The following is a 23,804-nucleotide window of genomic DNA, read 5'->3' as shown; positions in this document are numbered from 1 at the left end:
CAGGAAGAGCTTCTGAGTTGGTGACTAGACGTTGTTCGCAGAGAATCCACTGGTTGAACCAGATGTATTCAGCCTCAGCTCATTGCTGATTCATGATTGAGTCAAGATTGAGCTGATGCTGAATTCACTCTCGAAAGAGAGAGGATTTAGCAGAACCTTGACAACTGCATAGGTGAGTCTGGAAAGACAAAAGCATCTCATAGAGATCAGAGCATTGTTCACCGCAAGGTGAATGGTGACCTGATAATTCTATTTTTGAGAGCCGAGACCTTCTAGCGTTCTTCCCAATCCGCCGAGGAGCGGGGAGTTTGATCCTTTTTTCTAACTGATCGAGAAGCAGAGCAATCTGATCTTTGGTTAAGAGAAAACTGAGAGAATGGGCCTCAACAGCCTGAAGCGTTAGGAGGATTAATTGGTCAAGCTACAAAGGGCTCACGGTGGATACCTTGGCACACAGAGGCGATGAAGGACGTGTTTACCTGCGATAAGTCTCGGGGAGCTGGAAAAACGCTTTGATCCGGGAATTTCCGAATGGGGCAACCCCTAGAACGGCCAGCTGAATCTATAGGCTGGCGCGAGCCAACCCAGCGAACTGAAACATCTTAGTAGCTGGAGGAAAGGAAAGTAAAAACGACTCCCTAAGTAGCGGCGAGCGAACGGGGAAGAGCCTAAACCGATAGTTTCGACTATCGGGGTTGTGGGACAGCAACGTGTATCAGGGAGGTTAGAAGAAGCGTTTGAATGGCGCGCCACAGAGGGTGAAAGCCCCGTATTCGAAAACTGAACTGAGCTAGCTGTATCCCGAGTAGCACGGAGCACGTGGAATTCCGTGTGAATCAGCGAGGACCACCTCGTAAGGCTAAGTACTCCTGTGTGACCGATAGCGCAACAGTACCGCGAGGGAAAGGTGAAAAGAACCCCGGGAGGGGAGTGAAATAGAACATGAAACCGTGAGCTTACAAGCAATGGGAGCCCTACTCATAGGGTGACCGTGTGCCTGTTGAAGAATGAGCCGGCGACTTATAGGCACTGGCAGGTTAAACCGGAAATGGTGGAGCCATAGCGAAAGCGAGTCTGAATAGGGCGATTGTCGGTGTTTATAGACCCGAACCCGGGTGATCTAACCATGGCCAGGATGAAGCTTGGGTGATACCAAGTGGAGGTCCGAACCGACTGATGTTGAAAAATCAGCGGATGAGCTGTGGTTAGGGGTGAAATGCCAATCGAACCCGGAGCTAGCTGGTTCTCCCCGAAATACGTTGAGGCGTAGCGTCTAGTGCTCCAGCAGGGGGGTAAAGCCACCGTTTCGGTGCGGGCTGCGAGAGCGGTACCAAATCGAGACGAACTCTGAATACCCTGTGTGTAACTAGGCAGTCAGACTGTGGGGGATAAGCTCCATGGTCGAAAGGGAAACAGCCCAGACCGCCAGCTAAGGTCCCCAAATCAACACTAAGTGATAAAGGAGGTGGGATTGCCGAGACAACCAGGAGGTTTGCCTAGAAGCAGCCATCCTCAAAGGAGTGCGTAATAGCTCACTGGTCGAGCGATCCTGCGCCGAAAATGAACGGGGCTAAGTGTTGTACCGAAGCTGCGGATTAAACTTGTTTAATGGTAGGGGAGCGTTCTATGTGGGGTGAAGCGTTAGCGTAAGCGGGCGTGGACTGCATAGAAGTGAGAATGTCGGCTTGAGTAGCGAAAAAATGGGTGAGAATCCCATTCCCCGAAACCCTAAGGGTTCCTCCGGCAGGCTCGTCCGCGGAGGGTTAGTCAGGACCTAAGGCGAGGCCGAAAGGCGTAGTCGATGGATAACAGGTCAACATTCCTGTACTGATCATGTTTTGGGAAGGAGGACGGAGAAGGCTAGCCAATCCGGATGTTGGTTACCGGTCCAAGCGTTCGAGGCGTTGAGAGCTGGCGAAAACAGCTTGAGCTGAGGCGTGAGTGCGAGCTGCTACGGCAGCGAAGTTGGTGACGTCAAGCTTCCAAGAAAAGCCCTATACCCGTTAAGGCATGATTACCTGTACCCGAAACCGACACAGGTGGGGTGGTAGAGAATACCGAGGGGCGCGAGGTAACTCTCTCTAAGGAACTCGGCAAAATGACCCCGTAACTTCGGGAGAAGGGGTGCCAGCGCGAGCTGGTCGCAGTGAATAGGCCCAGGCGACTGTTTACCAAAAACACAGGTCTCCGCTAAGTCGCAAGACGATGTATGGGGGCTGACGCCTGCCCAGTGCCGGAAGGTTAAAGAAGTTGGTCAGCGCAAGCGAAGCTAACGACTGAAGCCCCGGTGAACGGCGGCCGTAACTATAACGGTCCTAAGGTAGCGAAATTCCTTGTCGGGTAAGTTCCGACCCGCACGAAAGGCGTAACGATCTGGGCGCTGTCTCGGAGAGAGGCTCGGCGAAATAGAATTGTCTGTGAAGATGCGGACTACGTGCACCCGGACAGAAAGACCCTATGAAGCTTTACTGTAGCTTGGTATTGTGCTCGGGCTCGCAATGCGCAGGATAGGTGGGAGGCTTTGATCCATTGCTTGTGGGTGATGGTGAGCCACTGGTGAGATACCACTCTTTGCGAGCTAGGGTTCTAACGGTTACCCGTTATCCGGGAACCGGACAGTATCTGGTGGGCAGTTTGACTGGGGCGGTCGCCTCCTAAAAGGTAACGGAGGCGCGCAAAGGTTCCCTCAGGCTGGTTGGAAATCAGCCGACGAGTGCAAAAGCAGAAGGGAGCTTGACTGTGAGACCTACAAGTCGAACAGGTACGAAAGTAGGCTTTAGTGATCCGACGGTTCTGAGTGGAAGGGCCGTCGCTCAACGGATAAAAGTTACTCTAGGGATAACAGGCTGATCTCCCCCAAGAGTTCACATCGACGGGGAGGTTTGGCACCTCGATGTCGGCTCATCGCAACCTGGGGCTGAAGTCGGTCCCAAGGGTTGGGCTGTTCGCCCATTAAAGCGGTACGCGAGCTGGGTTCAGAACGTCGTGAGACAGTTCGGTCCATATCCGGTGCATGCGCAGGAATATTGAGAGGATTTCTCCCTAGTACGAGAGGACCGGGAGGAACGCACCTCTGGTGTACCAGTTATCGTGCCAACGGTAAACGCTGGGTAGCCATGTGCGGAGTGGATAACCGCTGAAAGCATCTAAGTGGGAAGCCCACCTCAAGATGAGTATTCCCATGGCTTAAGCCAGTAAGGTCACGGGCAGAACACCCGTTGATAGGCTCTATGTGGAAGCGCAGTAATGCGTGAAGCAGAGGAGTACTAATAGACCGAGGGCTTGACCAAATCTCATCTCTCAAAACACAATGATCGCAAGGTCAATGTGGAGAGCTTTTGAATTACAGAGCGACAACCTCAAGCAAGCGAAAGCAAGCATGAGAGTTGTTCGTAACCTATGCAGTTCTCAGGGTTCACCTGAGAGCGAATATCTATCCTGGTGTCCATGGCGCAGTGGAACCACTCCGATCCATCTCGAACTCGGCTGTGAAACGCTGTAGCGCCGACGATATTTGGGGGGTAGCCCCCTGAGAAAATAGGTCGATGCCAGGTAAAACATTCGCTCCACTAACTCAATCCATGCCGCTCTCTTCTGAAGATGAGAGCCATGGGTTGAGGCGAGAAAGCCACCCCTTAAGGGTGGCTTTTTTGTTGGCTTGAAATAGCGGCTCGGGAATCCTGGGTGCTGGACGTGGTGGCCAGGCTCCGTCCCGATGGGGCGACCGAGGCTGAGGCCTATTGTTGATTCAGGCCAAGTGATTGTGCAGGTGTTGGTGGGTTCGCGTCGCTGGCGCGCCATTGTGAAGCCGTTCTGGAAGGCCTACCGCCTCTGGGATCGAGAAGATTGTGTCGATCTCAGCGCGGCATTCGCGTATCACAGTCTTCAATCCTTCTTCCCGATTCTTCTGATTGCCTTGGGTGTGGCCGGGCTTGTTCTGGGCCGGATGGATGGTCTGGCTGATCAGGTCATCGCCTTTGCAGATCAGTTTTTGCCGCCTTCGGCTCTGCCCTTGGTGAGTACGACGCTGCTACGTCTCTATAAACAGGGCACCGGCGCGGGCTTGATTGGTGTCATCTTCTTGGTGATTTCTTCGACGAACGCTTATCTCAGCCTCCAGCGCGGCGCGGACCGGCTTTGGGGATTTCGTCCAATCCTGACTCCACCGGAGAACTGGAAAAAGCCGGTTTGGAAGTTTATTCGCAACCGTATTGAGTCACTCATTGTTGTTGTTCTGATCGGCTTCTTTGTCGTCCTTGACCAGCTCACAACGAACCTGCGTTTGCTCAAGCCGGGGAGCTGGCGTTCGCTCTTGGAGAGTTGGTTGCCCGAGCAATTGCACCTCTGGGCGCCTGTGCCGCTGCTGGTGGATTTGGGGATCAGCGTTCTGATCAGTTGCTCGTTGGCGTTCGTCCTGCTGGCGTTCATGCCGACCCGGCGGGTGCCGTTGCGGCCTCTGGTTCCTGGCGCGCTTCTGATCGGCACAGCCCTCACCGGGCTCAACCTGGCCCTGGGGCGAAGCCTGATCTCCCTGGGTGCGCGCTTCCAGGCCTACGGCGTGATCGGTGGTGTCCTCGTCCTGAGTCTCTGGGTCTGGCTGGTGGCACTCGTTGTCTATTACGGCATGGCCCTCAGCGTGGTCTGCAGCAAGCGCCGCGAGCTTTCGGCAGGATGATGAGCGTGCGGCGGCTCTGTTCCCTCTAGGCGATGCAACGTCCGATTCCTTGGCTCTGGATCTCGCTGATCGGCGTGCTCTTGATCGCTCCAGGCTTGGCCGGTCGTCTGTTCGTGGATGTGCTCGAGGGCATCACCCTGCTGCTCGTCTTTGGTCCGCTCGTGCTCGGTGGGGCCGGATTTTTGGCCTGGCAGTGGTTCAAGCGCCGCCTTGTGACCTGTCCGGCCTGCGGCACCCCAAGCGTCGGTTCCGCACTCTGTCCGGCCTGCGGCGCTGACCTCAGCCAGGTGCGTCCCGCTGGCTCAGCGGCCAAACCCGTCGATGCCCCCGCCAGTGATGCGGTGGTCGACGTTCAAGTGCAGGACGTCACGGACCAGTAGTCAGCCTTCCGCCGTTCGTGCCATTTCGGCCAGACGGCGCTCTCGCAGGAACAGAAAGAAGGGGGCCGCGAAGGCAAAGGCGATCGTGCCGGCACTGAGCAGCACGATCCACAGATGGCGCATCTGCAGGCGACGGCTCTCGACAATCATCCAGACCGTGATCGCCGACGCACCCACGAGCAAGTCACGGGAGAGGGATTCCGCGGCCGGATTGGCATTCGCTAAGGCGATGAACTGGGCCAGGTCAAAGCTCGCGCCGTACTGCCGCATGAACTCCAGGTTGGAGAGCCAGGGCAGCACGCCCCCCGCCACCGCCAGGGCGAGATAAACCCAGGCCAGCCAGGGTTGCTGCACGGGTTTGGCGGTCATCGCGGTCTCTAGGAGCTCAGTGCCTCCCATTCGACCACTTCCTGGGCGACCTGCTCGAGGACGACTTGGCAGCGGGCCGCATAGGCCTCGGCCCGGCGGTAGAGCCCGGCCATCTCTTCCACCTCCAACTCCGCCGATTGCAACTTGGCCAGGGTGAGCTCCAGTGCGGTGTTGGCCTCCTGGTAGCTCAGCTGGTCGACCTCCTTCTGCCACTGCTCGGCCTCAGCCGCCTTGCTCTTGCTGGCCGTCTTTCTGCGTTTGGGCTGGGGTTTGCTCTCGGTCATCGCATCAGGGTTGGGCGCTCACCTGCTCCACCACCGCCTCGATCTTGCCGTCTACCAGTTCCAGGCGGAGCGCATCTCCCTTTTGGCTCTGGCTAACGGAACGCAGCAGGGAGCCGTCGGCCTTGCGCACCAAGGAGAAGCCGCGCCTGAGCAGCCGTTGCGGCGAGAGGGCTTCGAGCAACTGCAACCGTTGCTTCAGCCGGCTGCGCTCCTGCTCCAGCAGCCGCATGGGGTGGCATTGGTTCAGCCTCTGGCGCTGGAGTTCAAGACGTTGCTGTCCCTGCTGGAGGCGATGCAGCATCAGTTGCCGCACGATGGCCAGACGGTGCTGGAGTCCCTGGGCCAGGGCCTCGCGGTCCGGCAGCAGGGCCACGATCGCCGCCGTTGGGGTCGCCGCCCGGTAGTCCGCCACCAGATCCGCCACGGTCGTGTCGTCCTCGTGGCCCAGGCCGGTCACCACCGGGATCGGACTGGCCGCCAGATCCCGGGCCAGGTCCTCGTCATCGAAGACCGCAAGGTCTTCCCGGCTGCCGCCCCCCCGGGCGAGGACGATCGCTTCAATCTGCGCGTCGGCGCTGCGTTCGATCACCTCGGCCAGGCGCTCTCGAATGGTGCCGGCCACCATCCCCTGCACGGGGATCGGGACGACGTGGACCGTGGTCGCCGGCCAGCGCTCCTGGGCTGTACGCAGCATGTCCGCCAGGGCGGAGCTGGGCACGCTCGTCATCAGGGCAATCGCCGCTGGCATCTCCGGCAGGGCCCGCTTGCGCTCGGCCGCCAAGAGGCCCTCCGGCTCCAGCACGGCGCAGACCCGCTCGAACTGCCGCAGCACCGCGCTCAGGGCTGGCCGGATGTCCAGGATCTGAACGCAGAGGTTGGCGCGGCTGGCCCAGAAGTTCAGCTTGCCGACCACGAGCACCCCATCCCCTTCGCGGGGCTGGTAGCTCAGGCGCTCCCGCTGGGATGACCAGACCACCCCAGAGATCGACGCCGATTCATCAACCAGGGTCAGCCAGAGGTGGCCCTTTTTCAGCTGCGGCCGTGAAACGGTGGCCTCGAGCAGAAAGCGGGGCGCAAAGCCGCGCTCGAGCAGCGATCCAATCGCTTGGTTCAGTTCCGCGACGCTGTAACGCGGGATGCCGGAGTCGCTCTTCAACACGGGCTCAGGCGCGAGGGAGCATCAACGCTCGAGTTGGCGGTAGCAGCTCCACCAGTAGAGGCAGACGAGGGCGCCGACCACGCTGAGGCCCAGGCCAATCGGGTTCTGAAGGTTGAACAGGGCAATGGTGGTCAGCACCAGAGCCGAGCTGAGCAGGCGGGCACCGTCGCGTCGATTTTTGGCGTAGAAGCGGGCCAGGACTCTGCAGATCGCACAACCGCAGCCAGTTTGGCCCACCGATAGCGTTGGCGCGCCTTTGCCCGCGTGCCTTGTGACGTCCCCTCGAGCGCGTCTGCAAAGTCAGCTCTCTGCGCCGCTGCCGGAGCGCCCGGAGCTGGTCCTGGTCACGGATCTCGATGGCACCCTGCTGGGGGGACCCAGTGAGGAGCGCCGGGCCTTCTATCGCTGGCTGGCCGAGCAACGGGAGCGCGTCCTCCATGTCTTCTGCACCGGCAGGGATCTGGGGGCCATCGCCCAGGTGCTGAGCGTGGACGAACCGTTGGGGCTGGCCGCACCCCACCTCGTTATTGGTGACGTGGGTTGCACCGTGGCCTGCGGTTCTTCGCTGCTGCCGGTGCCCCTGGCGGTCGATCCGATTGAGCAGCGCTGGCAAGCCCTTGAACCGCGCCTCCGGACTCTCTTGGCTGGGCAGCCCGGGCTGGAGCTGCAGCCGATGAGCTCCAATCGCCGCCTGGCCTTCTATGTCGATCTCGAGCAGTTCAACCAGGACCTGATCCCCGTCATTGAGGCCGAGGGGGCCACGGTGGTGCTCTCTGACAACCGATATTTCGATGTGCTCCCCGGCGGGGTGAACAAGGGAACCACCCTGCTCTCGCTGCTGGAGTGGCTGGAGGCCGATCACGCCACGGTGGTGACCGCGGGGGACACCCTCAACGATCTGGCGATGTTTGAAACCGGCCTCAAAGGGGTCATGGTCGGCAATGCCGAACCGGCCTTGGTGGAGCAGTTGCCCCGTCTCTCGGGCGTCTATTACGCCCAAGGCCACGGCTGCCAGGGCATTGCCGAGGGGCTGCGCCACTTTGGCTTTGGCCACCTCTGGGCCGCCTAGCGCTGCTGCTGCTCCAGGCGTTTCTTGGTGAGGGCCGTCGCCTGTGCATTGGCCGGATCCTCGGGCCAGGGATGGCGGGGGTAGCGGCCCCGTAGCTCCCGCCGGACGTCCTTGTAGGCCCCGTTCCAGAACCCGGCGAGGTCCTGGGTGATCGCGGCGGGCCGACCGGCTGGCGAGAGCAGCTGCACCGTCACTGGAAGGCGTCCGCGTAGCACCGTGGGGGTGTTGGCGGAACCAAAGAGCTCCTGCAGCTTCACGGCGAGCACCGGGGTCCCGTCCGTGTAATCCAGGCTGGCCTCGCGGCCGGAGGGAATCGCCAAGCGCGTCGGCAGCAGGGTCTCCAGCTCCTGCCGCAGGGACCAGTCCAGGCCACTCCAGAGGGCCTCGCAGAGGTTGAGGTCCTGCAGGTCTTGGCGTGAGCGCAGGCCGTCCAATTGATCCCCCAGCCAGCGTTCGGGATCCGCCAGGAGGGCCGCATCGCTGCGGTCGAGCCAGGGTGCGCCCAGTTCCCGGTGGGCCAGGCAGAGCCGCTGCTGCAATTGCCGTGCGGCCTTGTTCCAGGGCAGGGCTTCCAGCCCCAGATCGGCCAGGCCCTCCAACAGGGCGGCCCGCAGCGCGTCAGCGGGGGGATCCCGCAGGGGGTGGCGCTCCAGGGTGAGGGCCCCCAGTTGCAGGCACTCCTCGGCTTTGACCCTCCCTTGGGCCGGATCCCAGCTCACTGCCTGCCGGCGTTCGCCCTGCTCCTGCGCCAGCTGCTCGAGGCTGCTTTTGGGAAGGGCCAGGGCCAGTTGAATCCGGCAGTCGCTGCCGCCGCCATCGGCATGGGCAATGGCCAGGGCCTCGCTGCCCCAGAGGGGGTCGCCGGGATGGAGCTCCGCCCCACGGCCCGATCGGAGCTGGTAGCGGCCGGGCGTACCGGGGCGCTGCAGGCTGACCCGCTCGGGGTAGGCATGGGCAATCAGCTCCGCGCAGAGGACGGCCTCATGGCCAGGCGTTTCCGGTTGGGGCTGAGGGGAGCCCGTCTTCATGCCCTTGAGCTGGCGCTCCAGTTGGGCCTGCAGCTGTTGGATGGTGCGGCGGCGATGGTCGCGGCCGTTCTGCCGCAGCCAATCCAACCGGCGCAGCAGGTCGCAGCCGGCCTCGTCGAGCCGCAACGGGTCCCGTTCGCTGAGTAGGGCCGCCAGGGCACAGCCCAGGCTGGGGACACCCAGGTCCCGCGACTGCAGTAGCACCTGTCCCAGGCGGGGATGCACCCCGAGTTGGCTGAGTTGACGGCCATGGGCGCTGAGTTGCCCCGCCCCGTTCAGGGCCCCCAGCTGCCGCAGCAGCTCTTGTCCCTCCAGCAGGTGGGGGCGTGGGGGCGGCTCCAGCCAGGGCAGCTCTTCGCCCAGGCCCGCGCCCCATTGGGCCAGTTGCAGCACCAGCGGGGCCGGGTCGGCCTCCAGCAGGGCCGGTGGATCAAAGGCCGGGCGCCGCTGCTGCTCGGCCGGGCTCCCGAGGCGAATCGCCCGCCCCGGCCCCAGGCGTCCGGCCCGTCCGGCCCGTTGTTCGGCGCTGGCCTGGCTGGCGGGCAGGGTGACCAGGCTCTCCATGCCGCTGGCGGGATCAAAGCGGCTGCGGCGGCTGAAGCCGCTGTCGATGACCAGGGTCACCCCCGCAATCGTCAAAGAGCTTTCGGCAATGGCCGTCGCCAGCACCACCTTCCCTGCTGGGCCGCGGCTGGCTTGGATCGCCCGACTTTGCTCACCCAACGGCAAGTTGCCGTGCAGCGGGCAGATCTCCAGGTCTTCTGACCAGCGGGTGCTCGCGATCGCCTCTTGGCACTGCTGAATCTGGCGTTGCCCCGGCAGGAAGACCAGGACCGTTTCATGGTCGTGGCGTTGGTCGAGCCACTGGGCTTCCAGGGCCCGCACCACTTGGGCCGCCAGGGTCTCGCGCTCCCGGGCCGGTTGGTGCTGGACGGCCACCGGGAAGCACCGCCCTTCGCTGGTGAGCAGCGCCGCCTCCGGGAGTTGTTCGCGCAGGGGCTGGAGGTTCAGCGTCGCCGACATCACCAGGAGGCGCACCTCTGGGGCAATCAGCGTGCGGGCCTCCCGCAGTAGGGCCAGGGCGAGGTCCGCCTCGCTGCGGCGCTCGTGGAATTCATCGAAGATCACGCAGGCCACCCCCTCCAGGCTGGGGTCGGCCTGCAGTTGCCTCAGGAAGAGGCCGTCGGTCATGACCTCAACCCGAGTCGCCGCCGTCACGCGGCTTTCAAGGCGAACCCGATAGCCGACCCGGTCGCCGACCTCCTCCCCCAGGCTGCTGGCCAGGCGCTCGGCCGCGGCTTTGGCGGCCAAGCGACGCGGCTCGAGCATCAAGATGCTGCCGCTCTCCGGCGGCAACGCCTCGAGCAGCGCTAGGGGAACGCCCGTGGTTTTGCCGGCCCCTGGCGGAGCCTGCAGGAGCAAGGTGCCGCCTGGCCCGAGCTGCTGCACCAGGTCAGGCAGCAGCGGCTCAATCGGAAGCGGCACGGTGGCTGGTTCGGGGCTCAGCGCACGTGGCGCGCGCCATCAACCGGGTGATAGAGCTCGCCAGTCAGTTCCTCGTAAACGATGGCCGGCAGACCGGTCTCGAACATCGTTTGCAGGGCTTCCTTGAGATAGGGGTTCCAGCCGCCGGTGTTCACCTTGCCGTGACGCACCGTCCAATCCCAGGTGCCTTGAAGATCGCGGGGGATCCGCCCCTCGCGGTCGCGGCGGGCCACGAGGTCCTGGGACTCAACCAGGCCCACCAGGATGGGGTCCTTGCCGTAGGCAGGAGTCAGGATCAGTTCGAGTCGAACGGGATCCTCTTTCACCAACTTGAGCTGGAAGCGCGGGGGCAGCTTGATGGCCTTGAGCACAGCAGCCACGATCCGGGTTCTTTGCTCCACTCGGCCTCCGCCAATGTTCACAAGCACCCACTGGTTGTACCAGCTGGAGGGTCCAAGCGGGCTGCCTGGGGGTCGTTCAACCAGGCGGGCTAGTCGTCGTCCTCGCCAAAACGAACCGTCAGCAGGTCGTCTTGGGTGAGTTGCCCGTCCTGATCCAGGAGTTCGGGATGAATGGTCAACCGGCCGGTGCGATCGCCTTGGGGGGTGCGGTCTTGATCGCCGGGGCGCGGCACCGCCGAGTAACCGCGGGCCATGATCCGGAAGGCCTGCCAGAGCAGGCCGATGAAACAGGCGCCATAGACCAGCGGCAGCAGCTTGCTGGCGACCAAACCGAGATCAGGTGTGGTGGCGAGCATGAACCAGCCAGGCGCACGATCCGACCATCATCGCGTGCGCCCCGGTGGTTGCGCGCTTTGAAGCGTTCTGCTTACGGTTTCGCAGATTTGCTCGAGATCGGATGGCTGGCGTAGCGGCACGGATGGCCGGCCTTCTGCTGGCGAGCAGCGGTGGTGCGCTCTTGGCGGGTCTGCCGCCGGTGTCGGCCCAAAGCGCCCCCGCCCCGGCGATCACACGCCAATCCTTTGTGGCCGAGGCGGTCAAGCGCACCGGTCCGGCGGTGGTCACGATCGACACGGAGCGTACCGTCGTGGTCCCCGGCGGGGCCCTGGTGTCCCCTTTCCCGTTCAACGACCCCAGGCTGCGGCAGTTCTTCGGTCTGCCGCCCGGGGGCGGCACGACCCGCATTCCGCCCTCCCAGCGGACCGAGCGGGGCCAGGGCAGCGGGGTGCTTTACGACGCCTCCGGCCTGCTGCTCACCAATGCCCACGTTGTGGAGGGCAGCACGCGCGTCATGGTGGGCCTCCCCGACGGCCGCCGCGTCGAGGGGAAGGTGGTGGGCAGTGACGACGTCACCGATCTGGCGGTGGTGCGCCTGAGCGGACCGGGTCCCTGGCCCGTGGCCGCCCTGGGCGATTCCGATGCCCTGCAGGTGGGGGAGTGGGTCATCGCCGTGGGCAATCCCTTTGGACTGGATCAGACCGTCACCTTCGGGATCGTCAGCAGCCTCAACCGCAACGCGGCGGCCTTGGGGATCACCGATAAGCGTCTGCAACTGATTCAGACGGATGCGGCCATTAACCCCGGCAATTCCGGTGGTCCGTTGCTGAACGCCGACGGCGAGGTGATTGGCATCAACACCCTGGTGCGCTCCGGACCTGGGGCGGGCCTGGGCTTTGCTATTCCGGTGAATCAGGCCCGTTCGGTGGCCGAGCAATTGGTCACCAGTGGCAAGGTCAGCCACGCGATGGTTGGGGTCGCCCTTGAGCCGGTGCGCAATGGCTCAGGAGCGAAGGTGCGCAGCGTGATGCCTGCTGGACCCGCTGCCCGGGCTGGGGTGCAGGCTGGCGATGTGATCGTGGCCGCGGCGGGACAGGCGGTGGCGGATCCGGCGGCCCTGATTCAGGTGGTCAGTCGCCATGGCGTTGGGCGCCCCTTGCGGCTTGAGCTGGAGCGGGATGGTCGAACCCTGGAGGTCAGCGTGACCCCCGTTGAGCTCTCGACCTTGATGAAGCGCTAGGGCTTCATTGCTGCTCGCGCAGAACCTCGACGCATTGGGTGACGCATTCGCCGTCATCCACCGAGCAGGCCGTGATGCATTCGAAGTAGCTGCTCACCGGGTCGCTCTCGTTGCGCACTGGAGCGGAGCCGTAGCTGGAGCTGAAGGCCGATGGAGTGGTGTTGAACAGGGGGTCCATGGCCGGCTCTCGAATGGTCCCTAACAGCCTATGCACAAGTTGTCGATAACCCCTAGAAGAATGAGTCATCTTGCCTAGGGCAATGTGAAGTTTATGCGTTAGGTATTTATTCGATCTTGCCTGTAATTTTGCCGGCTTTTTCCTGTCAGGCAGCGGACTTTCGGGCTGCCTCCTTGGCTTTTTGTTTGTCGCGTTTGGCCTTGCGCTTGGCCTCTTGTTCGGCGGCCTCCAGGGCGGCTTGGGTGGCGGCGGCCTCCTCGGCTTTCTTCTCGCGGTAGTAGGCGTAATCGCCGCGATAGACCACCAGTTCGCCGTCGCGGATTTCGACGATCTTGTTGGCGACCTGGGAGACGAAATAACGGTCGTGGCTGACCACCAGGGCCGCCCCTTCGTAGTCCCGCAGGGCGTTCTCCAGCATCTCCTTCGCGGGGATGTCGAGGTGGTTCGTCGGCTCATCCAGCACCAGCAGATTGCAGGGGCTGAGCAGCATCAGGGCCAGGGCCAGGCGGGCCTTCTCGCCGCCGCTGAGCTTGCCGACCTCTTTGAAGACGGCGTCATTGCTGAAGCAGAAGCTGCCCAGCAGGGAGCGCACCTGGGTTTGGGTCCAGTCCGGCACGGCCTCGAACATGGTGTCGATCACCGTTTTGCTCAGATCCAAGGCTTCGGCTTGGTTCTGCTCGAAGTAGCTGGCGATCACGTTGTGCTCCCCCAGCGCGGCTGAGCCCTCCTCGGGGGTCTCGATGCCCATGACCAGCCGCAGCAGGGTCGATTTCCCGGCCCCATTGGGGCCGACAAAGGCAATCCGATCGCCCCGTTCAATTTCGAGGTTCGCCCCCAAAAAGAGGATCTGCTCGCCGTAGCTGTGGGTCAGGTCCTTGATCTCAGCGATCAGCCGTCCGCTGCGCGGCGCGGGCGGGAACTGGAAGCGTGGACCGCTGACGCTCTCGATGGGGGCCTCGATCCGCTCCACCTTGTCGAGCAGCTTCTCGCGGCTCTTGGCCTGGGTGGATCGGGTGGCGCTGGCGCGGAAGCGGTCGATGTAGGCCTGTTGGGTGGCGAGTTCCTTCTGTTGCCGCTCAAAGGCCGCCTGGCCGGCTTCCCGCTCCAGCGCCTTCTGCTCGAGGTGGTTGCTGTAGTTGCCCAGGTAGCTGCGGGAGACGCCCCGTTCGGTCTCGACGATTTGGTTGCAGACCCGATCGAGGAAGGCCCGGTCATGGCTGATGACCACCAGGGGACAGGTCTGGCCGATCAGGTAGTCCTCGAGCCATTGGATCGTCTCGACGTCCAGGTGGTTCGTCGGTTCGTCCAGCAGCAGCAGGTCGGGTTCTTGGAGGAGCACCTTGCCCAGGGCAATCCGCATCTGCCAGCCGCCCGAGTAGTCCGCCACGAGCTGCTCGGCCCCCTCCGGGGTGAAGCCGATGGTGGGCAGCAGCTTGTCGATGCGGGCATCGAGCTCATAGCCATGGAGGCCCTCAAAGCGGCTTTGCAGCCGGCCGAGTTCATGGATCAGCTCGTCGAGGTGATCGGGGTCGCTCGCGGCCTTCTCGGAGGCCATCTCCTCTTCCACCTGGCGCTGGCGGTTGAGCACCTGTGCGGCCTCGCCGAAGGCCTGGAAGAGCTCCTGACGCACCGTGCGCGTCAGATCGACGTCAAATTCCTGTTGGAGGTAAACGATGCGGGGTTCCCCCTGCTTCACCACCTGCCCACTGCTGGGCTCCTCCAGACCAGAAATGATCCGCATCTGGGTGGATTTTCCGGCGCCATTCACGCCGACCAGGCCAATGCGGTCGCCGGCTTTCACCTCCCAGGTGACATCCCGGAGCACCTCGCCCGTGGGATAGATCTTGGAGACGCGTTCGAGGCGAAGCAAGGCGGTAGCGGTAGAGGGCGCCGGTTCGGGCTCACGCCCTGGGTCGTACCAGCATCATCTCCCTCCGGCCGATTCCGGTCCGATCAGCCCGGCAGACTGGAGCTTCCTGACTGCCTGGACCGCCATGGTCAAGCGACTCGAGCAGGTGGCGGCCCTGGTGGTGGCCGCAGGCCTCGCGATCGTCAGCTACTGGCTGTTTTTCAGTTGGATGGGCGAAGACCGCCGTCCCCAGCGCAACCGCTCAGAGTCCGCCGCGGGCCTTGAGCAGCCACTGCTTGGTGTCGGGATCCTCGACGCTCGCCAGGTGGGCTTTGACGTCGTCGCGACTGACGGGCAGCCCCCAGCTGGCTCCCAGTTCACAGATGCGACTGAGGGTGCCTGAGGGGTCCTGCAGGGCTTGCCGGAATAGCTCCTGGGTGAGGTCGTGGTCGCTGCGGATGCGCTCGTAGAGCGCGGGGGCATTGCCGGAACTCATCGATTCTTCGGCCGGTCCCTCTCACCTTATGGATGGCATCGCCTCTTGCCGATCCTTCGCGACGGAAGTTGATCTCAGGGCCGCTGGCCTGCCCGCCCCGGTGGATCTGCGCAGAGTCCAAGCACCGAGGGGCGGCGTGCTCCGGTGACCGAGGTCAGCGAGCCACTTACGCCCCGGGCGTGCCACCAGGTCAGCAGGGCAAAGGCCAAGGCCTCGCGATCGCTCTCGGCGATGCCAAGCTCCGCCAGGGGGCGCAGGCGCAGGCCGCGGCAGCGTCGCCGCAGTTCCGCCATCAAGGTGGCGTTGCGCACGCCTCCCCCCGCCACGAGCAGCTCCAAGGGGGGAGTCCCGTGCTGCAAATCCTGGGCGACCACCGCGGCGGTGAAGCCCGTCAAGGTGGCGAGGGCATCGGCGGGTTCGGCTGGATGGATCTCCCGCAGGCGGCGCTCGAGATCGGCGGCGCCAAAGAGCTCCCGGCCCGTCGATTTTGGGGGCCGGCCCTGGACGTAGGGCTCCTGCAGCCAGCGGCTGATCAGGACCTCATCGGCCTGGCCCTTGGCTGCCCAGGCCCCGCCCGCATCAAAGCTCTGGGCACCCTGGCTGAAGTGCCGCACCGCCAGGTCCAGCAGCGTGTTGGCGGGGCCGCAATCCCAGCCGAGCACCGCCGCGCCCCGCTCAGGCCCCGAGCCGGGCGGCAGCAGGGTCAAGTTGGCGATGCCTCCCAGGTTCAGCAGGGCCCGCCAGCCGCCAATGGGGGGAAGGAGGGCGGCATCCGCGGCCGGCACGAGCGGCGCCCCTTGGCCGCCCAGGGCGAGATCGGCGGCACGGAAATCAAAGACCACGGGCGTGTCCAGCCGGTGGGCCAAGCGCTGCGCATGCAGCAGTTGCCAGCTGTTCCCGGCCCGCTCAGGGCTGGGGGGACGGTGCCAGAGGGTCTGGCCATGGCAGCCCACCCGCTCAGCGCTGCCCTTCGGATCGCAAGCCAGGGCCGCCTCGGCCTGCACCTCGGTCAGGGCTTCGCCGAGTTCCAGTAGGTCCGCCGCCGTGGTGGGTTGCCCCTGGCCGACCGCCACGATCTGATCGCGCAAGCGGGCCGGGTAGGCCACCGAGGCTCGGCCGTGGATCTGCCAGTGGGGCCGGTGAACCGGTCCATGGAAGCTGGCGAGCACCCCATCAACGCCATCGGCGCTGGTGCCGCTCATCAGTCCCAAGACCCGCATCGCCCAGCAAAAAGCCCCCGGGAATTCTCCCGAGGGCCAGCGCCTCTGACGAGGGTTCAGCGACTCACTGTCACTTGTTGGGCTGCGGGGTCATGCGCAGGTAGGGCTTGATCTCGGTGACACCCTTGGGGAACTTGCTGCGGGCTTCGTCCGTGGGGATCGAAGGCACCACGACGCAGTCCTGACCGTCGGTCCAGTTCACCGGGGTGGCGACCTGGTGGTGGTCGGTGAGTTGCAGGGAGTCGATCACCCGCAGGATCTCGTTGAAGTTCCGGCCGGTGCTGGCGGGATAGGTGATCTGCAGGCGCAGCTTCTTGCTCGGGTCGATGATAAAGACCGAGCGCACCGTCAGGTTGTTGAGCGAATTGGGATGGATCATCCCGTAGAGATCGCTCACCTTCTTGTCCTCGTCGGCGAGGATCGGGTAGTCAACGGTGGTGTTCTGGACCTCGTTGATGTCGCAGATCCAGCCCTTGTGGCTCTCGGCGGAATCGACGCTCAGCGCAATGGTTTTGACATTGCGCTTGTCCCATTCCGCGCGCAGGCGGGAGACCTCACCCAGTTCGGTGGTGCAGACCGGGGTGTAGTCAGCGGGGTGGGAGAACAGCACAACCCAGCTGTCACCAGCGAAGTCGTAGAGGTTGATCGGACCCAGCTGGGAGTCCTGGGTGAAATCGGGAACGGTGTCGCCGAGCTGCAGAGGCATGGCCGTGGCCGGTTGAAGGCGCTGATGGTGGCACATCCGCCCGGGGCCCTGACGGGCTTCAGGCGAAGAGGCTGCTCTTCAGGTGCTCGAGGCCCAGCCCACCGGTGGCGGAGACAAACAGCACTTTGGGGTCCAGGGCTTTGGCCTGATCGATCGCTCCGGCGGGGCAGCGGTCGATTTGGTTGGCGATCAGCTGCCGGGGCACCTCACTGCCCAGCTCATCGAGGATCGCGTGGACGGTGCGCAGCTGCTCGCTCCAGGCGGGATCGGAGAGGTCGACCACGAGCAGCAGCCGATCGGCATCCAGGGTTTCTTCCAGGGTGGAGCGGAAGGCTTCCACCAGCGGGGGCGGCAGGTCGCGGATGAAGCCCACCGTGTCCGTCAGGAGCAAATGGGCCGGGGCACCCCCCTCCGGATGGGGCTGCACGATCCGCCGGGTGGTCGGATCCAGCGTGGCGAAAAGCTTGTTCTCCGCCAGTACCGCCTCCTGCTGTGGTGCCTTGCTCAGGGCGTTTAGCAGGGAGCTTTTGCCGGCGTTCGTGTAGCCCACCAGGGCTAAGCGCCGTTGGGAGCGCCGGTTGCTGCGCAGCCGCGCCCGGTGTTCCCGGAGCTTTTGCACATCCCGCTGCAATTTGTCGATGCGGCGGGCAATGGCCCGCCGGTCTTTCTCCAGCTGGGTCTCCCCCGGGCCGCGGGTGCCGATCCCCCCCCCTTGCCGAGAGAGCGAGAGGCCCCGGCCGGCGAGCCGGGGCAGGCGGTAGCGCAGCTGCGCGAGTTCCACCTGGAGACGCCCGGCGGCACTGGCGGCCCGTTGGGCAAAGATGTCCAGGATCAGCTCACTGCGGTCGCTCACGGGCAGCTCGAGCCGTGCCTCCAGGTTCCTGGCCTGGGCTGGGGTGAGTTCCCGATCGGTCACCACCAGCGACGCCCCCAGACGCCGGGCTTCCAGAGCGGCCTCCTGCACCTTGCCTTCACCCCAAAGGTTCTGGCCGACGCGGTTCGACTGACGCTGCACCACCAGGCCCAGGGGCTTGGCCCCCGCACTGCGCACGAGGCCTTCGAGCTCCGCGATTTCGCGGCGGGCCGCTTCGGGGTCGCTGGGGCTGAGCACCAGCAGCAGCACCTGCTCGATTCCCGGTGTTGCTTGGGCGTGCGTGGGCTCACGGGTCTCCGGCGGCGCCAACCCACAGAGGGCCGCCAGATCGTCCTCCTCCAAGGTCCGCCAGGGGCAGTGGGGGTCGCTGCTCGGGCTGAAGGCCGCGGCGGGCCAGTGGCCGCCGGCCTGGGGGCTGTTGCCGAAGCGCAGCCAAAAACCCGGCTGCAGGTCGAGCCCCACGACGGCTTCATGGCCATGGGGCTCTAGGTGCTTGGCCCGGCCGACGCAGGTGATCAAGCGCAGGGCGTTGCCCTGCCGGCGGGGGCCCCCTGGCAGGCGCTCGAGCAGGCGTCCCGATTGCTCCAGGGGGCCGACCCAGAGCAGACGGCAGAGGCCCCGTTCATCAAGGACCAGGCTGAGGGGGAGATCCAGCTCCGCGCTTTCGGCCGCCAGGCGCTGCAGGCTGATCCAGTCGACCCCGGCGCTCTCCGGGTGGCGCCGATGGCTGAGCCGCTCCAAGCGCCGGGTTTGAGCGGGCCGCAATCCAGCGGTGCGGCCCATCAACGCGGATTGCTTCAAGGGGTGCCCTTGGGTTTCGGGCGCTTGATCAGCAGGCAGCGGAGGCCTGCGGCCGCCGCACTGGCCTGATCCTCTGGGCTATCGCCGATGTGCCAGACCTGATCAGCGTTGAGCTCCAGTTGCTCGAGCGCCACCTGCAGCGGCAAGGGGCTGGGTTTGGCGGCCCCGACCACAGAGGAGACCACCACTGCATCCAGCAGGGGGCTGAGCTCGAGTGCTTCCAGCAGGGCCAGCAGCCGCTGATCGAAGTTGCTGACCACCGCCAGCTTCAAGCCCCGCTGCTTCCAGCGCTGCAGGTTCGCGGCCACATCGGGATAGACCAGCCAGGGTTCCGCATCGGCGAAGTGCTGGAAGAGGGTTGTTCCAAACCCGTCCGGCAACGGAGCGTCGTGACCGCAGGCTTGGAAGACTTTGGCCACCAGATCGGTCCACCACCGTTCCTCCGCTTGGGCGAGCTCCTCTCCGCTCAGCGCGGGAAAGGCCAGCTCCGGCGCCTGGCGAAAGAGGCCAGCAAAGACGCCATTGATCTCCTCGGGGGCGACCTCCAGCCCAAAGTCCTGGGCGATGGCGGCGTAACTCTCCCCGACGGACTGGCGCAGGCCAATCAGGGTGCCCATCGCATCCAGCAGCAGGCCGCTGGGCCGGGTCACAACCACTTCGCCAGCCAACCGCCGGCCACCTTCAGCTGTTGGGGCAGGCCGGGCATCCGCGCCAGGTAAGCCAGGCGCCGCAGTTGAAAGGCCGCGGGGCCGGCCAGGGTGACTCCCATGCCCGTCAGGCTGGCCTGGCCAATCCCGAGGCCCATCATTTCCCCCAGATCCTTCCAGATGAAACTGTCCAGGGGGGCACCGATGCGCAGGCGTTGCAGGTTGCGGGCAATGCAGCTGGCCTGCTGATAGGCCACCTGGGCATTGGCGGGATAGAGGGCGCCGCTTGGGTGCTCGCCGCTGGGGTCCGGGCAGGCCGCGGCATCCCCCAGGACAAAGAGGTCCTCGCTGCCCTCCACCTGGAGCGAGGGCGCGCAGCGCAGCCGACCCCGCGGGTCGAGGGGCAGGGGCGGCTCCAGCTCCGGCACGCTGGCGGCCAAGCCGGCGGTCCAGATCACGCCATCGCAGCGCAGGGTCTCCACGCTGGTCGTGCCATCCCCGAGTCGCTTCAACTGCAGCCCGTTGGCCTCCACGCTGGCCACACGGGTGTTGAGGCGCAGCCGGATGTCCCGTTGCTGTAGGGCCTTGCCGGCCTGCTCGCGGTTGAAGGCCTTGGCAATCGGGAGCAGCTCGGGGCCTTGCTCCACCAATTCGACGATGGCGCTGCCCGCCAACAGATCGGCCAGCTTGCAGGCCAGTTCGACGCCGCTGGCGCCGGCCCCCACGATCCCAATCCGCTGCAGGGGCGATTGCTTGGTGTTGAGCTGGTCAATCCAGCCCTGGATCTGGGCCACGTCCTCCAGGGTGCGAAAGCCGATGGCGTGCTCGCGGACCCCAGGGACGCCATAGGTCTCCAGTTGCCCGCCACTGGCAATCACGGCGCTGCTGTAGGGCAGTTGGCGTCCGCTATCCGTCGTGATCGTGCGGTTAGCGCGGTCGATGCGCGCGGCCCGCTCTTGGATCCAAACCACGCCGGACCCCGCCAGGAGTTCGCTGTAGCGGGGGGCGATCTCCCAGCGTTTCAGCTCAGCGCTGAGCAGTTCGTAGAGCAGGGGCAGGAAGAGAAAGTGCTCGCGGGGCTCGAGCAGCACCACCGACGGGTGCTCTGCGGAGGCCGCCAGCTGCAAAGCCGTATTGAGACCACCGAAGCCACCGCCGATCACCACAACAGCTGCGGGCTCAACCTCGGATGGGGGCACGGCAGACGGTGGAGAAGAAGACCAGGGCGAACCCTAACCATCTCCCCCCGCATTGGAAGATGGTGCGATGAGCACGTCTGCCTCCCCCTCCGCACCCAGCTTCGATCCGCAGCAGGCCTGTGAGCAGCTGCGGTCGTTGAGTGCGCTGGAGCGCATGCGTTGGGGACTGGAGACCTTCGGTGACGGCTTTGCCCTCACCACGAGCTTTGGCATTCAGGCCGCGGTGTCCCTGCACCTGATCAGCCAGTTGGATCGCCAGGTTCCCGTGATTTGGGTGGATACCGGTTATCTGCCGCCCGAGACCTATCAGTACTCCCAGGCTCTGGTGGAGCGGCTTGGTCTCCAGCTGCATGTCGCCCAGTCCGGCATGAGCCCCGCTCGCATGGAGGCCCTCCACGGTCGCCTGTGGGAAACCGGGCAGGTGGAGGACCTGGAGACCTACCACCGGATTCGCAAGGTCGAGCCCCTCGATCGGGCCCTGAACGACCTCAAGGTCAGCTGCTGGGCCAGCGGCGTCCGCGGCGGCCAGACCGACCACCGCAAGGCGATGGATCCCGTTCAGCTCATCCGCGGCCGCTGGGCCTTGCGCCCCTTGCTGGATTGGAACAACCGCGACGTCTTTTATTACATGCAGGAGAACGACCTGCCCCAGCACCCGCTCTTTGACAAGGGCTATTCCACGGTCGGCGATTGGCATTCCAGTGCCCCCGACGACGGCAGCGCCAGCGGACGGGCCACGCGCTTCGGCGGCTTGAAGCAGGAATGCGGCATTCACCTTCCCGGGATGGCCGGCGAGGGCATCTAAATGGCCCAGCTGTTGCTGGTGGGCAACAGCCGTTGGCATTGGGCGGAGCGCTCGCCCTCGGGATTGCGCTGCTGGGATACGGCATCCCCTGAGCCCCCCTGGTGCGTGCCGCCACTTCGGGCCTGGGCTGCAGTGGGTTCGGTGTCCGCCGCCCTGGCGTTGCCGGAGGAGCGGCGGCTGCCGTTCGCGCAGGTTCCCCTGGCTGGAGCCCCCGCTTGGCTCGGCATTGATCGGGCGTTGGCGGGCTGGTGGGCTTGGCGGCAGCAGCAGGGCCCCGTCCTGGTGGCGGATGCCGGCACGAGCTTGAGCCTCACCCTTGTGGATGCCCAGGGGACGTTTGCCGGCGGTCGCCTGAGTGCCGGACTGGCCCTGCAGTTGCGCAGCCTGCATCAAGGCACAGCCCAGTTACCGCAGACCGATGGGGTGGATCGCGCCCTGCCGCCCTGGCCGAAGGAGACCGCCGCGGCGATGGAAGTGGGCTGCCTCCAGGCGATGGTGGGTGCGATCAAGCAGGCCCAGCAGCAGCTCGAGGAGGAGTGCACCGTTTGGCTGACCGGGGGGGACGCTCCGCGTCTCGCCCCCTGGTTGGAGCCGGGCCGGTTTGTTGAGGCCCCCAACCTGTGCTTGGAGGCCCTGGATCAGCTCAGCTGAGGCCGAGGTCCTGAAGGATGTCGTCGGCCATGGAGGCCGCCTTGACCTTGAGGTAAGCCTTCTCGATCTTCCCCTCGGCGTCCACGACAAAGGTGTGGCGCATCATCCCCATGTACTCGCGGCCCATGAATTTCTTGAGGCCATAGCTGCCGTAGCTCTCCGCCACAGGGCAGGGCTCGGCGTCGCTGAGCAGGGTGAAGGGCAGGTCGTATTTGCTGATGAACTTGCTGTGGCTGGTGGCGCCGTCCTTGCTGATCCCCAGCACCGCGATGCCGTGCTTCTCAAAGCTGGCCCACTGATCGCGGAAGTTGCAGGCCTCTTTGGTGCAGCCCGGGGTGTCGTCCTTGGGATAGAAGTAAATGACCACGCGCTGCCCGCGGAAGCTGCTCAGGCTGACGCTGTTGCCGCTCTGATCAGGCAGGCTGAATTCCGGTGCGACGTCTCCGACCTGCAGGGCCATGGGGGGTGAGGGTTCAACTCGCGGGAGCCTAGAAGGCGTGCCGGCGCAGGCGCCCCTGCTCTGGCTCTCCCCGTTGGCTGCGCCCTCTGGCGTTGGTCTGTCGCCGCAGGAAGAGCAGTGGTGTGCGGCCTTACCCGCGGCACTCCAGCCCCGCTACCGGGCTACCCGCCAGCAGTTGCGGGCGCGCCTGGCCTCCTTGTTTGCGGTGCCGCCGGCGACCGTTCCGCTCCACAGCCCGCCGGCCCAGCCGCCCCGTCTGGAGCAGGGCTGGGGGTTCGTCAGCATCAGCCATAGCGGCGAGCAACTGCTGCTGGCCTGGTCCCCGTGGGCGGTGGGTGTGGATCTCGAGCGCCGTGACCGCGTGCTGCAGGCGGATCTCTTGGCCGAGCGTTTCTTCCCGGCCCAGGAGAGTGAGGCGTTGTTGGCCCTGCCTGCCGAGGAACGCCGCCTCGCGGTTTTGTGCAGTTGGGTGCGCAAGGAGGCGGCCATTAAGTGGATGGGCTCCTCCATCGCTCAGGACTTGCGCCATTGGTTTTGGGATGCCACCCGGCAGGAGTTGAGCCACCTGCAGCAGGGGCTGAAGCCCCCCTCGCTCTGTCTGGAGTCCGCCGGCTGGTTCTGCGGCCTCGTGGGGGAGGGTGCCGCTGCGGTGCAGTGGGGCGAGCACCACTGAATTTGTTTTTTTTTTGCGCAGCCGATTCTTAAAACAAACCACAGTTGCCGTGTCGCGTCTCGGTGGACTCGCCATACCGGGGATGTCTTCCTCTGCAAACCCATGCGCAAGGCACTCCTTCCCTTGGCTGGCGTTGGTTTCCTGATGGCAGGTCTGTCTGCGCAGGCTATCCCTCAGAACGGCCCGACCACCATCAATTCGGACCAGTCCGGCGTCGGCTTTGGCGCTCCGACTTTCATTCAGCCCTCCGGTCTGCCCACGCAAACCGCCCGGACGGTGAGCAACGGTTTCGTCCGCTCCAACACCCTGCTGCCCCTGGGCGGTAATGAGGTGATCGACAACCCCGTTCCTCGCAATCTCTCCGACCTCTCCGGTTGGTCCCACGAGCAGCTCCAGGCTGGTCTCCAGCAGGAGTACAGCGTGGATGTGGCCGCTGTGGCTCGCTTCCTGTATTCCCCCAAGGGTGAGCAGTTCCTGAAAGAGAGCATTCAGGAGAACAACTACACCCCCTTCTACAGCCAGCAGAACAGCCTGCAGGCCGTGCGTAGCGCCATCATCCTCGACTCCGCCGACGGCAAGCTGTCGAGCTACGGGATGATGAAGCAGCTCCCCACCGACCAGCGCCTCCAAGGCTCGATGAAGGTCTGTGATGTGAACAGCATCGAGAACAGCCAGCAGGCCACCTCGCTGCTCAGCTGGTACATGAACACCCCGGCTTGCATCGCGGCCTACACCGCCGAAGCTCCCGAGCCGGTCAAGCAGCCCGTTCGCGGCCTCTGGTGATCCAATCGATCGCTTGATCCACGCCAAAGCCCCGGC

General features: G+C 64.6%; 24 protein-coding genes and 2 rRNA genes. 10 read left to right on the top strand and 16 right to left on the bottom strand.

Annotation, left to right across the window (positions count from 1 at the left end; genetic code table 11):
* Positions 1-414: 414 nt before the first annotated feature.
* The 4 genes from H0O22_RS07815 to H0O22_RS07800 all read left to right on the top strand — a co-directional run bounded on the left by H0O22_RS07815 (position 415) and on the right by H0O22_RS07800 (position 5,055).
* A 23S ribosomal RNA gene (locus H0O22_RS07815) occupies positions 415-3,290 on the top strand.
* A gap of 147 nt (positions 3,291-3,437) precedes the next feature.
* Positions 3,438-3,554 (top strand): 5S ribosomal RNA (gene rrf / locus H0O22_RS07810).
* Between the two features lie 203 nt (positions 3,555-3,757).
* Complete coding sequence (locus tag H0O22_RS07805; RefSeq protein WP_255439223.1) at positions 3,758-4,675, top strand: YihY/virulence factor BrkB family protein; 918 nt, start codon at positions 3,758-3,760, stop codon at positions 4,673-4,675.
* Positions 4,676-4,707: 32 nt separating this feature from the next.
* Positions 4,708-5,055, top strand: coding sequence for a zinc ribbon domain-containing protein (locus H0O22_RS07800; protein ID WP_185186150.1), 348 nt, complete (start codon positions 4,708-4,710; stop codon positions 5,053-5,055).
* Here the strand turns inward: H0O22_RS07800 and H0O22_RS07795 are convergent, their stop codons facing one another.
* Genes H0O22_RS07795 through H0O22_RS07780 form a run of 4 tightly spaced genes read right to left on the bottom strand, consistent with a single transcriptional unit; the run spans position 5,056 to position 7,104 of the window.
* Positions 5,056-5,424, bottom strand: coding sequence for a DUF2834 domain-containing protein (locus H0O22_RS07795; protein WP_185186149.1), 369 nt, complete (start codon positions 5,422-5,424; stop codon positions 5,056-5,058).
* Positions 5,425-5,432: 8 nt separating this feature from the next.
* On the bottom strand, positions 5,433-5,708 hold the full coding sequence (gene xseB / locus H0O22_RS07790; RefSeq protein ID WP_185186148.1) for an exodeoxyribonuclease VII small subunit: 276 nt from the start codon (positions 5,706-5,708) through the stop codon (positions 5,433-5,435).
* A gap of 4 nt (positions 5,709-5,712) precedes the next feature.
* Positions 5,713-6,864, bottom strand: a complete 1,152-nt coding sequence (xseA, locus tag H0O22_RS07785) for an exodeoxyribonuclease VII large subunit (RefSeq protein ID WP_185188368.1) — start codon at positions 6,862-6,864, stop codon at positions 5,713-5,715.
* A gap of 24 nt (positions 6,865-6,888) precedes the next feature.
* Positions 6,889-7,104 carry a hypothetical protein gene (locus H0O22_RS07780; protein ID WP_185188457.1) on the bottom strand — a complete coding sequence of 72 codons (216 nt, stop codon included), beginning with the start codon at positions 7,102-7,104 and terminating at the stop codon, positions 6,889-6,891.
* A 34-nt stretch (positions 7,105-7,138) separates the two neighbouring features.
* Here H0O22_RS07780 and H0O22_RS07775 point away from each other — a divergent pair, with 34 nt between their 5' ends.
* Positions 7,139-7,936: an HAD family hydrolase gene (locus tag H0O22_RS07775; protein WP_255439222.1), complete on the top strand. Its 798-nt coding sequence runs from the start codon at positions 7,139-7,141 to the stop codon at positions 7,934-7,936.
* On the opposite strand, the gene hrpB is transcribed toward H0O22_RS07775, so the two are convergent.
* From hrpB to H0O22_RS07760, 3 genes are all read right to left on the bottom strand, one after another.
* Entirely contained in the window at positions 7,933-10,449 is a 2,517-nt protein-coding gene (hrpB, locus tag H0O22_RS07770) for an ATP-dependent helicase HrpB (RefSeq protein WP_185186147.1), read from the bottom strand. The genes H0O22_RS07775 and hrpB overlap by 4 nt on opposite strands.
* 17 nt (positions 10,450-10,466) lie before the next feature.
* Positions 10,467-10,850: a hypothetical protein gene (locus H0O22_RS07765; protein WP_185186146.1), complete on the bottom strand. Its 384-nt coding sequence runs from the start codon at positions 10,848-10,850 to the stop codon at positions 10,467-10,469.
* A gap of 89 nt (positions 10,851-10,939) precedes the next feature.
* Positions 10,940-11,206 (bottom strand): DUF2973 domain-containing protein, encoded by a 267-nt coding sequence (locus H0O22_RS07760; protein WP_185186145.1) that lies wholly within the window; start codon positions 11,204-11,206, stop codon positions 10,940-10,942.
* Between the two features lie 122 nt (positions 11,207-11,328).
* On the opposite strand from H0O22_RS07760, the gene H0O22_RS07755 reads away from it, so the two are divergent.
* On the top strand, positions 11,329-12,426 hold the full coding sequence (locus H0O22_RS07755) for a trypsin-like peptidase domain-containing protein (protein WP_185186144.1): 1,098 nt from the start codon (positions 11,329-11,331) through the stop codon (positions 12,424-12,426).
* Positions 12,427-12,430: 4 nt separating this feature from the next.
* On the opposite strand, the gene H0O22_RS07750 is transcribed toward H0O22_RS07755, so the two are convergent.
* The 8 genes from H0O22_RS07750 to H0O22_RS07715 all read right to left on the bottom strand — a co-directional run bounded on the left by H0O22_RS07750 (position 12,431) and on the right by H0O22_RS07715 (position 20,396).
* Complete coding sequence (locus H0O22_RS07750) at positions 12,431-12,604, bottom strand: hypothetical protein (RefSeq protein ID WP_185186143.1); 174 nt, start codon at positions 12,602-12,604, stop codon at positions 12,431-12,433.
* Positions 12,605-12,749: 145 nt separating this feature from the next.
* Positions 12,750-14,474, bottom strand: coding sequence for an ABC-F family ATP-binding cassette domain-containing protein (locus H0O22_RS07745; protein ID WP_185186142.1), 1,725 nt, complete (start codon positions 14,472-14,474; stop codon positions 12,750-12,752).
* A 241-nt stretch (positions 14,475-14,715) separates the two neighbouring features.
* A complete protein-coding gene (locus H0O22_RS07740; RefSeq protein ID WP_185186141.1) occupies positions 14,716-14,949 on the bottom strand; it encodes a hypothetical protein in 234 nt (77 codons plus the stop codon).
* Positions 14,950-15,023: 74 nt separating this feature from the next.
* A complete protein-coding gene (locus tag H0O22_RS07735) occupies positions 15,024-16,169 on the bottom strand; it encodes an anhydro-N-acetylmuramic acid kinase (protein WP_185186140.1) in 1,146 nt (381 codons plus the stop codon).
* A gap of 70 nt (positions 16,170-16,239) precedes the next feature.
* Entirely contained in the window at positions 16,240-16,875 is a 636-nt protein-coding gene (locus tag H0O22_RS07730) for a peroxiredoxin (protein ID WP_185186139.1), read from the bottom strand.
* 58 nt (positions 16,876-16,933) lie between these two features.
* Positions 16,934-18,550, bottom strand: a complete 1,617-nt coding sequence (gene hflX, locus H0O22_RS07725; RefSeq protein ID WP_255439221.1) for a GTPase HflX — start codon at positions 18,548-18,550, stop codon at positions 16,934-16,936.
* The gene (locus tag H0O22_RS07720) at positions 18,547-19,200 is read right to left on the bottom strand and encodes an HAD-IA family hydrolase (protein ID WP_185186138.1); all 654 of its coding nucleotides are present in this window, start codon (positions 19,198-19,200) and stop codon (positions 18,547-18,549) included. Before H0O22_RS07720 ends, hflX begins: the two co-directional genes overlap by 4 nt.
* A complete protein-coding gene (locus tag H0O22_RS07715; protein WP_255439220.1) occupies positions 19,197-20,396 on the bottom strand; it encodes an NAD(P)/FAD-dependent oxidoreductase in 1,200 nt (399 codons plus the stop codon). The genes H0O22_RS07720 and H0O22_RS07715 overlap by 4 nt, the downstream gene beginning before the upstream one ends.
* Positions 20,397-20,463: 67 nt before the next feature.
* Here H0O22_RS07715 and H0O22_RS07710 point away from each other — a divergent pair, with 67 nt between their 5' ends.
* Together H0O22_RS07710 and H0O22_RS07705 are read left to right on the top strand one after the other, a co-directional pair.
* Positions 20,464-21,201, top strand: a complete 738-nt coding sequence (locus H0O22_RS07710) for a phosphoadenylyl-sulfate reductase (RefSeq protein WP_185186137.1) — start codon at positions 20,464-20,466, stop codon at positions 21,199-21,201.
* Positions 21,202-21,852: a type III pantothenate kinase gene (locus H0O22_RS07705; protein ID WP_185186136.1), complete on the top strand. Its 651-nt coding sequence runs from the start codon at positions 21,202-21,204 to the stop codon at positions 21,850-21,852.
* Here H0O22_RS07705 and bcp read toward each other — a convergent pair.
* Positions 21,845-22,312, bottom strand: coding sequence for a thioredoxin-dependent thiol peroxidase (gene bcp / locus H0O22_RS07700; RefSeq protein WP_185186135.1), 468 nt, complete (start codon positions 22,310-22,312; stop codon positions 21,845-21,847). The two genes, H0O22_RS07705 and bcp, sit on opposite strands and share 8 nt — an antisense overlap.
* A gap of 37 nt (positions 22,313-22,349) precedes the next feature.
* Between bcp and H0O22_RS07695 the strand changes: the two genes are divergently transcribed.
* Together H0O22_RS07695 and H0O22_RS07690 are read left to right on the top strand one after the other, a co-directional pair.
* Positions 22,350-22,985, top strand: a complete 636-nt coding sequence (locus H0O22_RS07695) for a 4'-phosphopantetheinyl transferase superfamily protein (RefSeq protein WP_185186134.1) — start codon at positions 22,350-22,352, stop codon at positions 22,983-22,985.
* Between the two features lie 102 nt (positions 22,986-23,087).
* Complete coding sequence (locus tag H0O22_RS07690) at positions 23,088-23,768, top strand: alpha/beta hydrolase (protein WP_185186133.1); 681 nt, start codon at positions 23,088-23,090, stop codon at positions 23,766-23,768.
* The last annotated feature ends 36 nt before the right edge of the window (positions 23,769-23,804 follow it).

Origin of the sequence: Synechococcus sp. LTW-R, from assembly GCF_014217875.1 — a bacterium.
Taxonomy (GTDB): domain Bacteria; phylum Cyanobacteriota; class Cyanobacteriia; order PCC-6307; family Cyanobiaceae; genus Vulcanococcus.
This window is presented reverse-complemented; position numbering and strand designations above follow the sequence as displayed.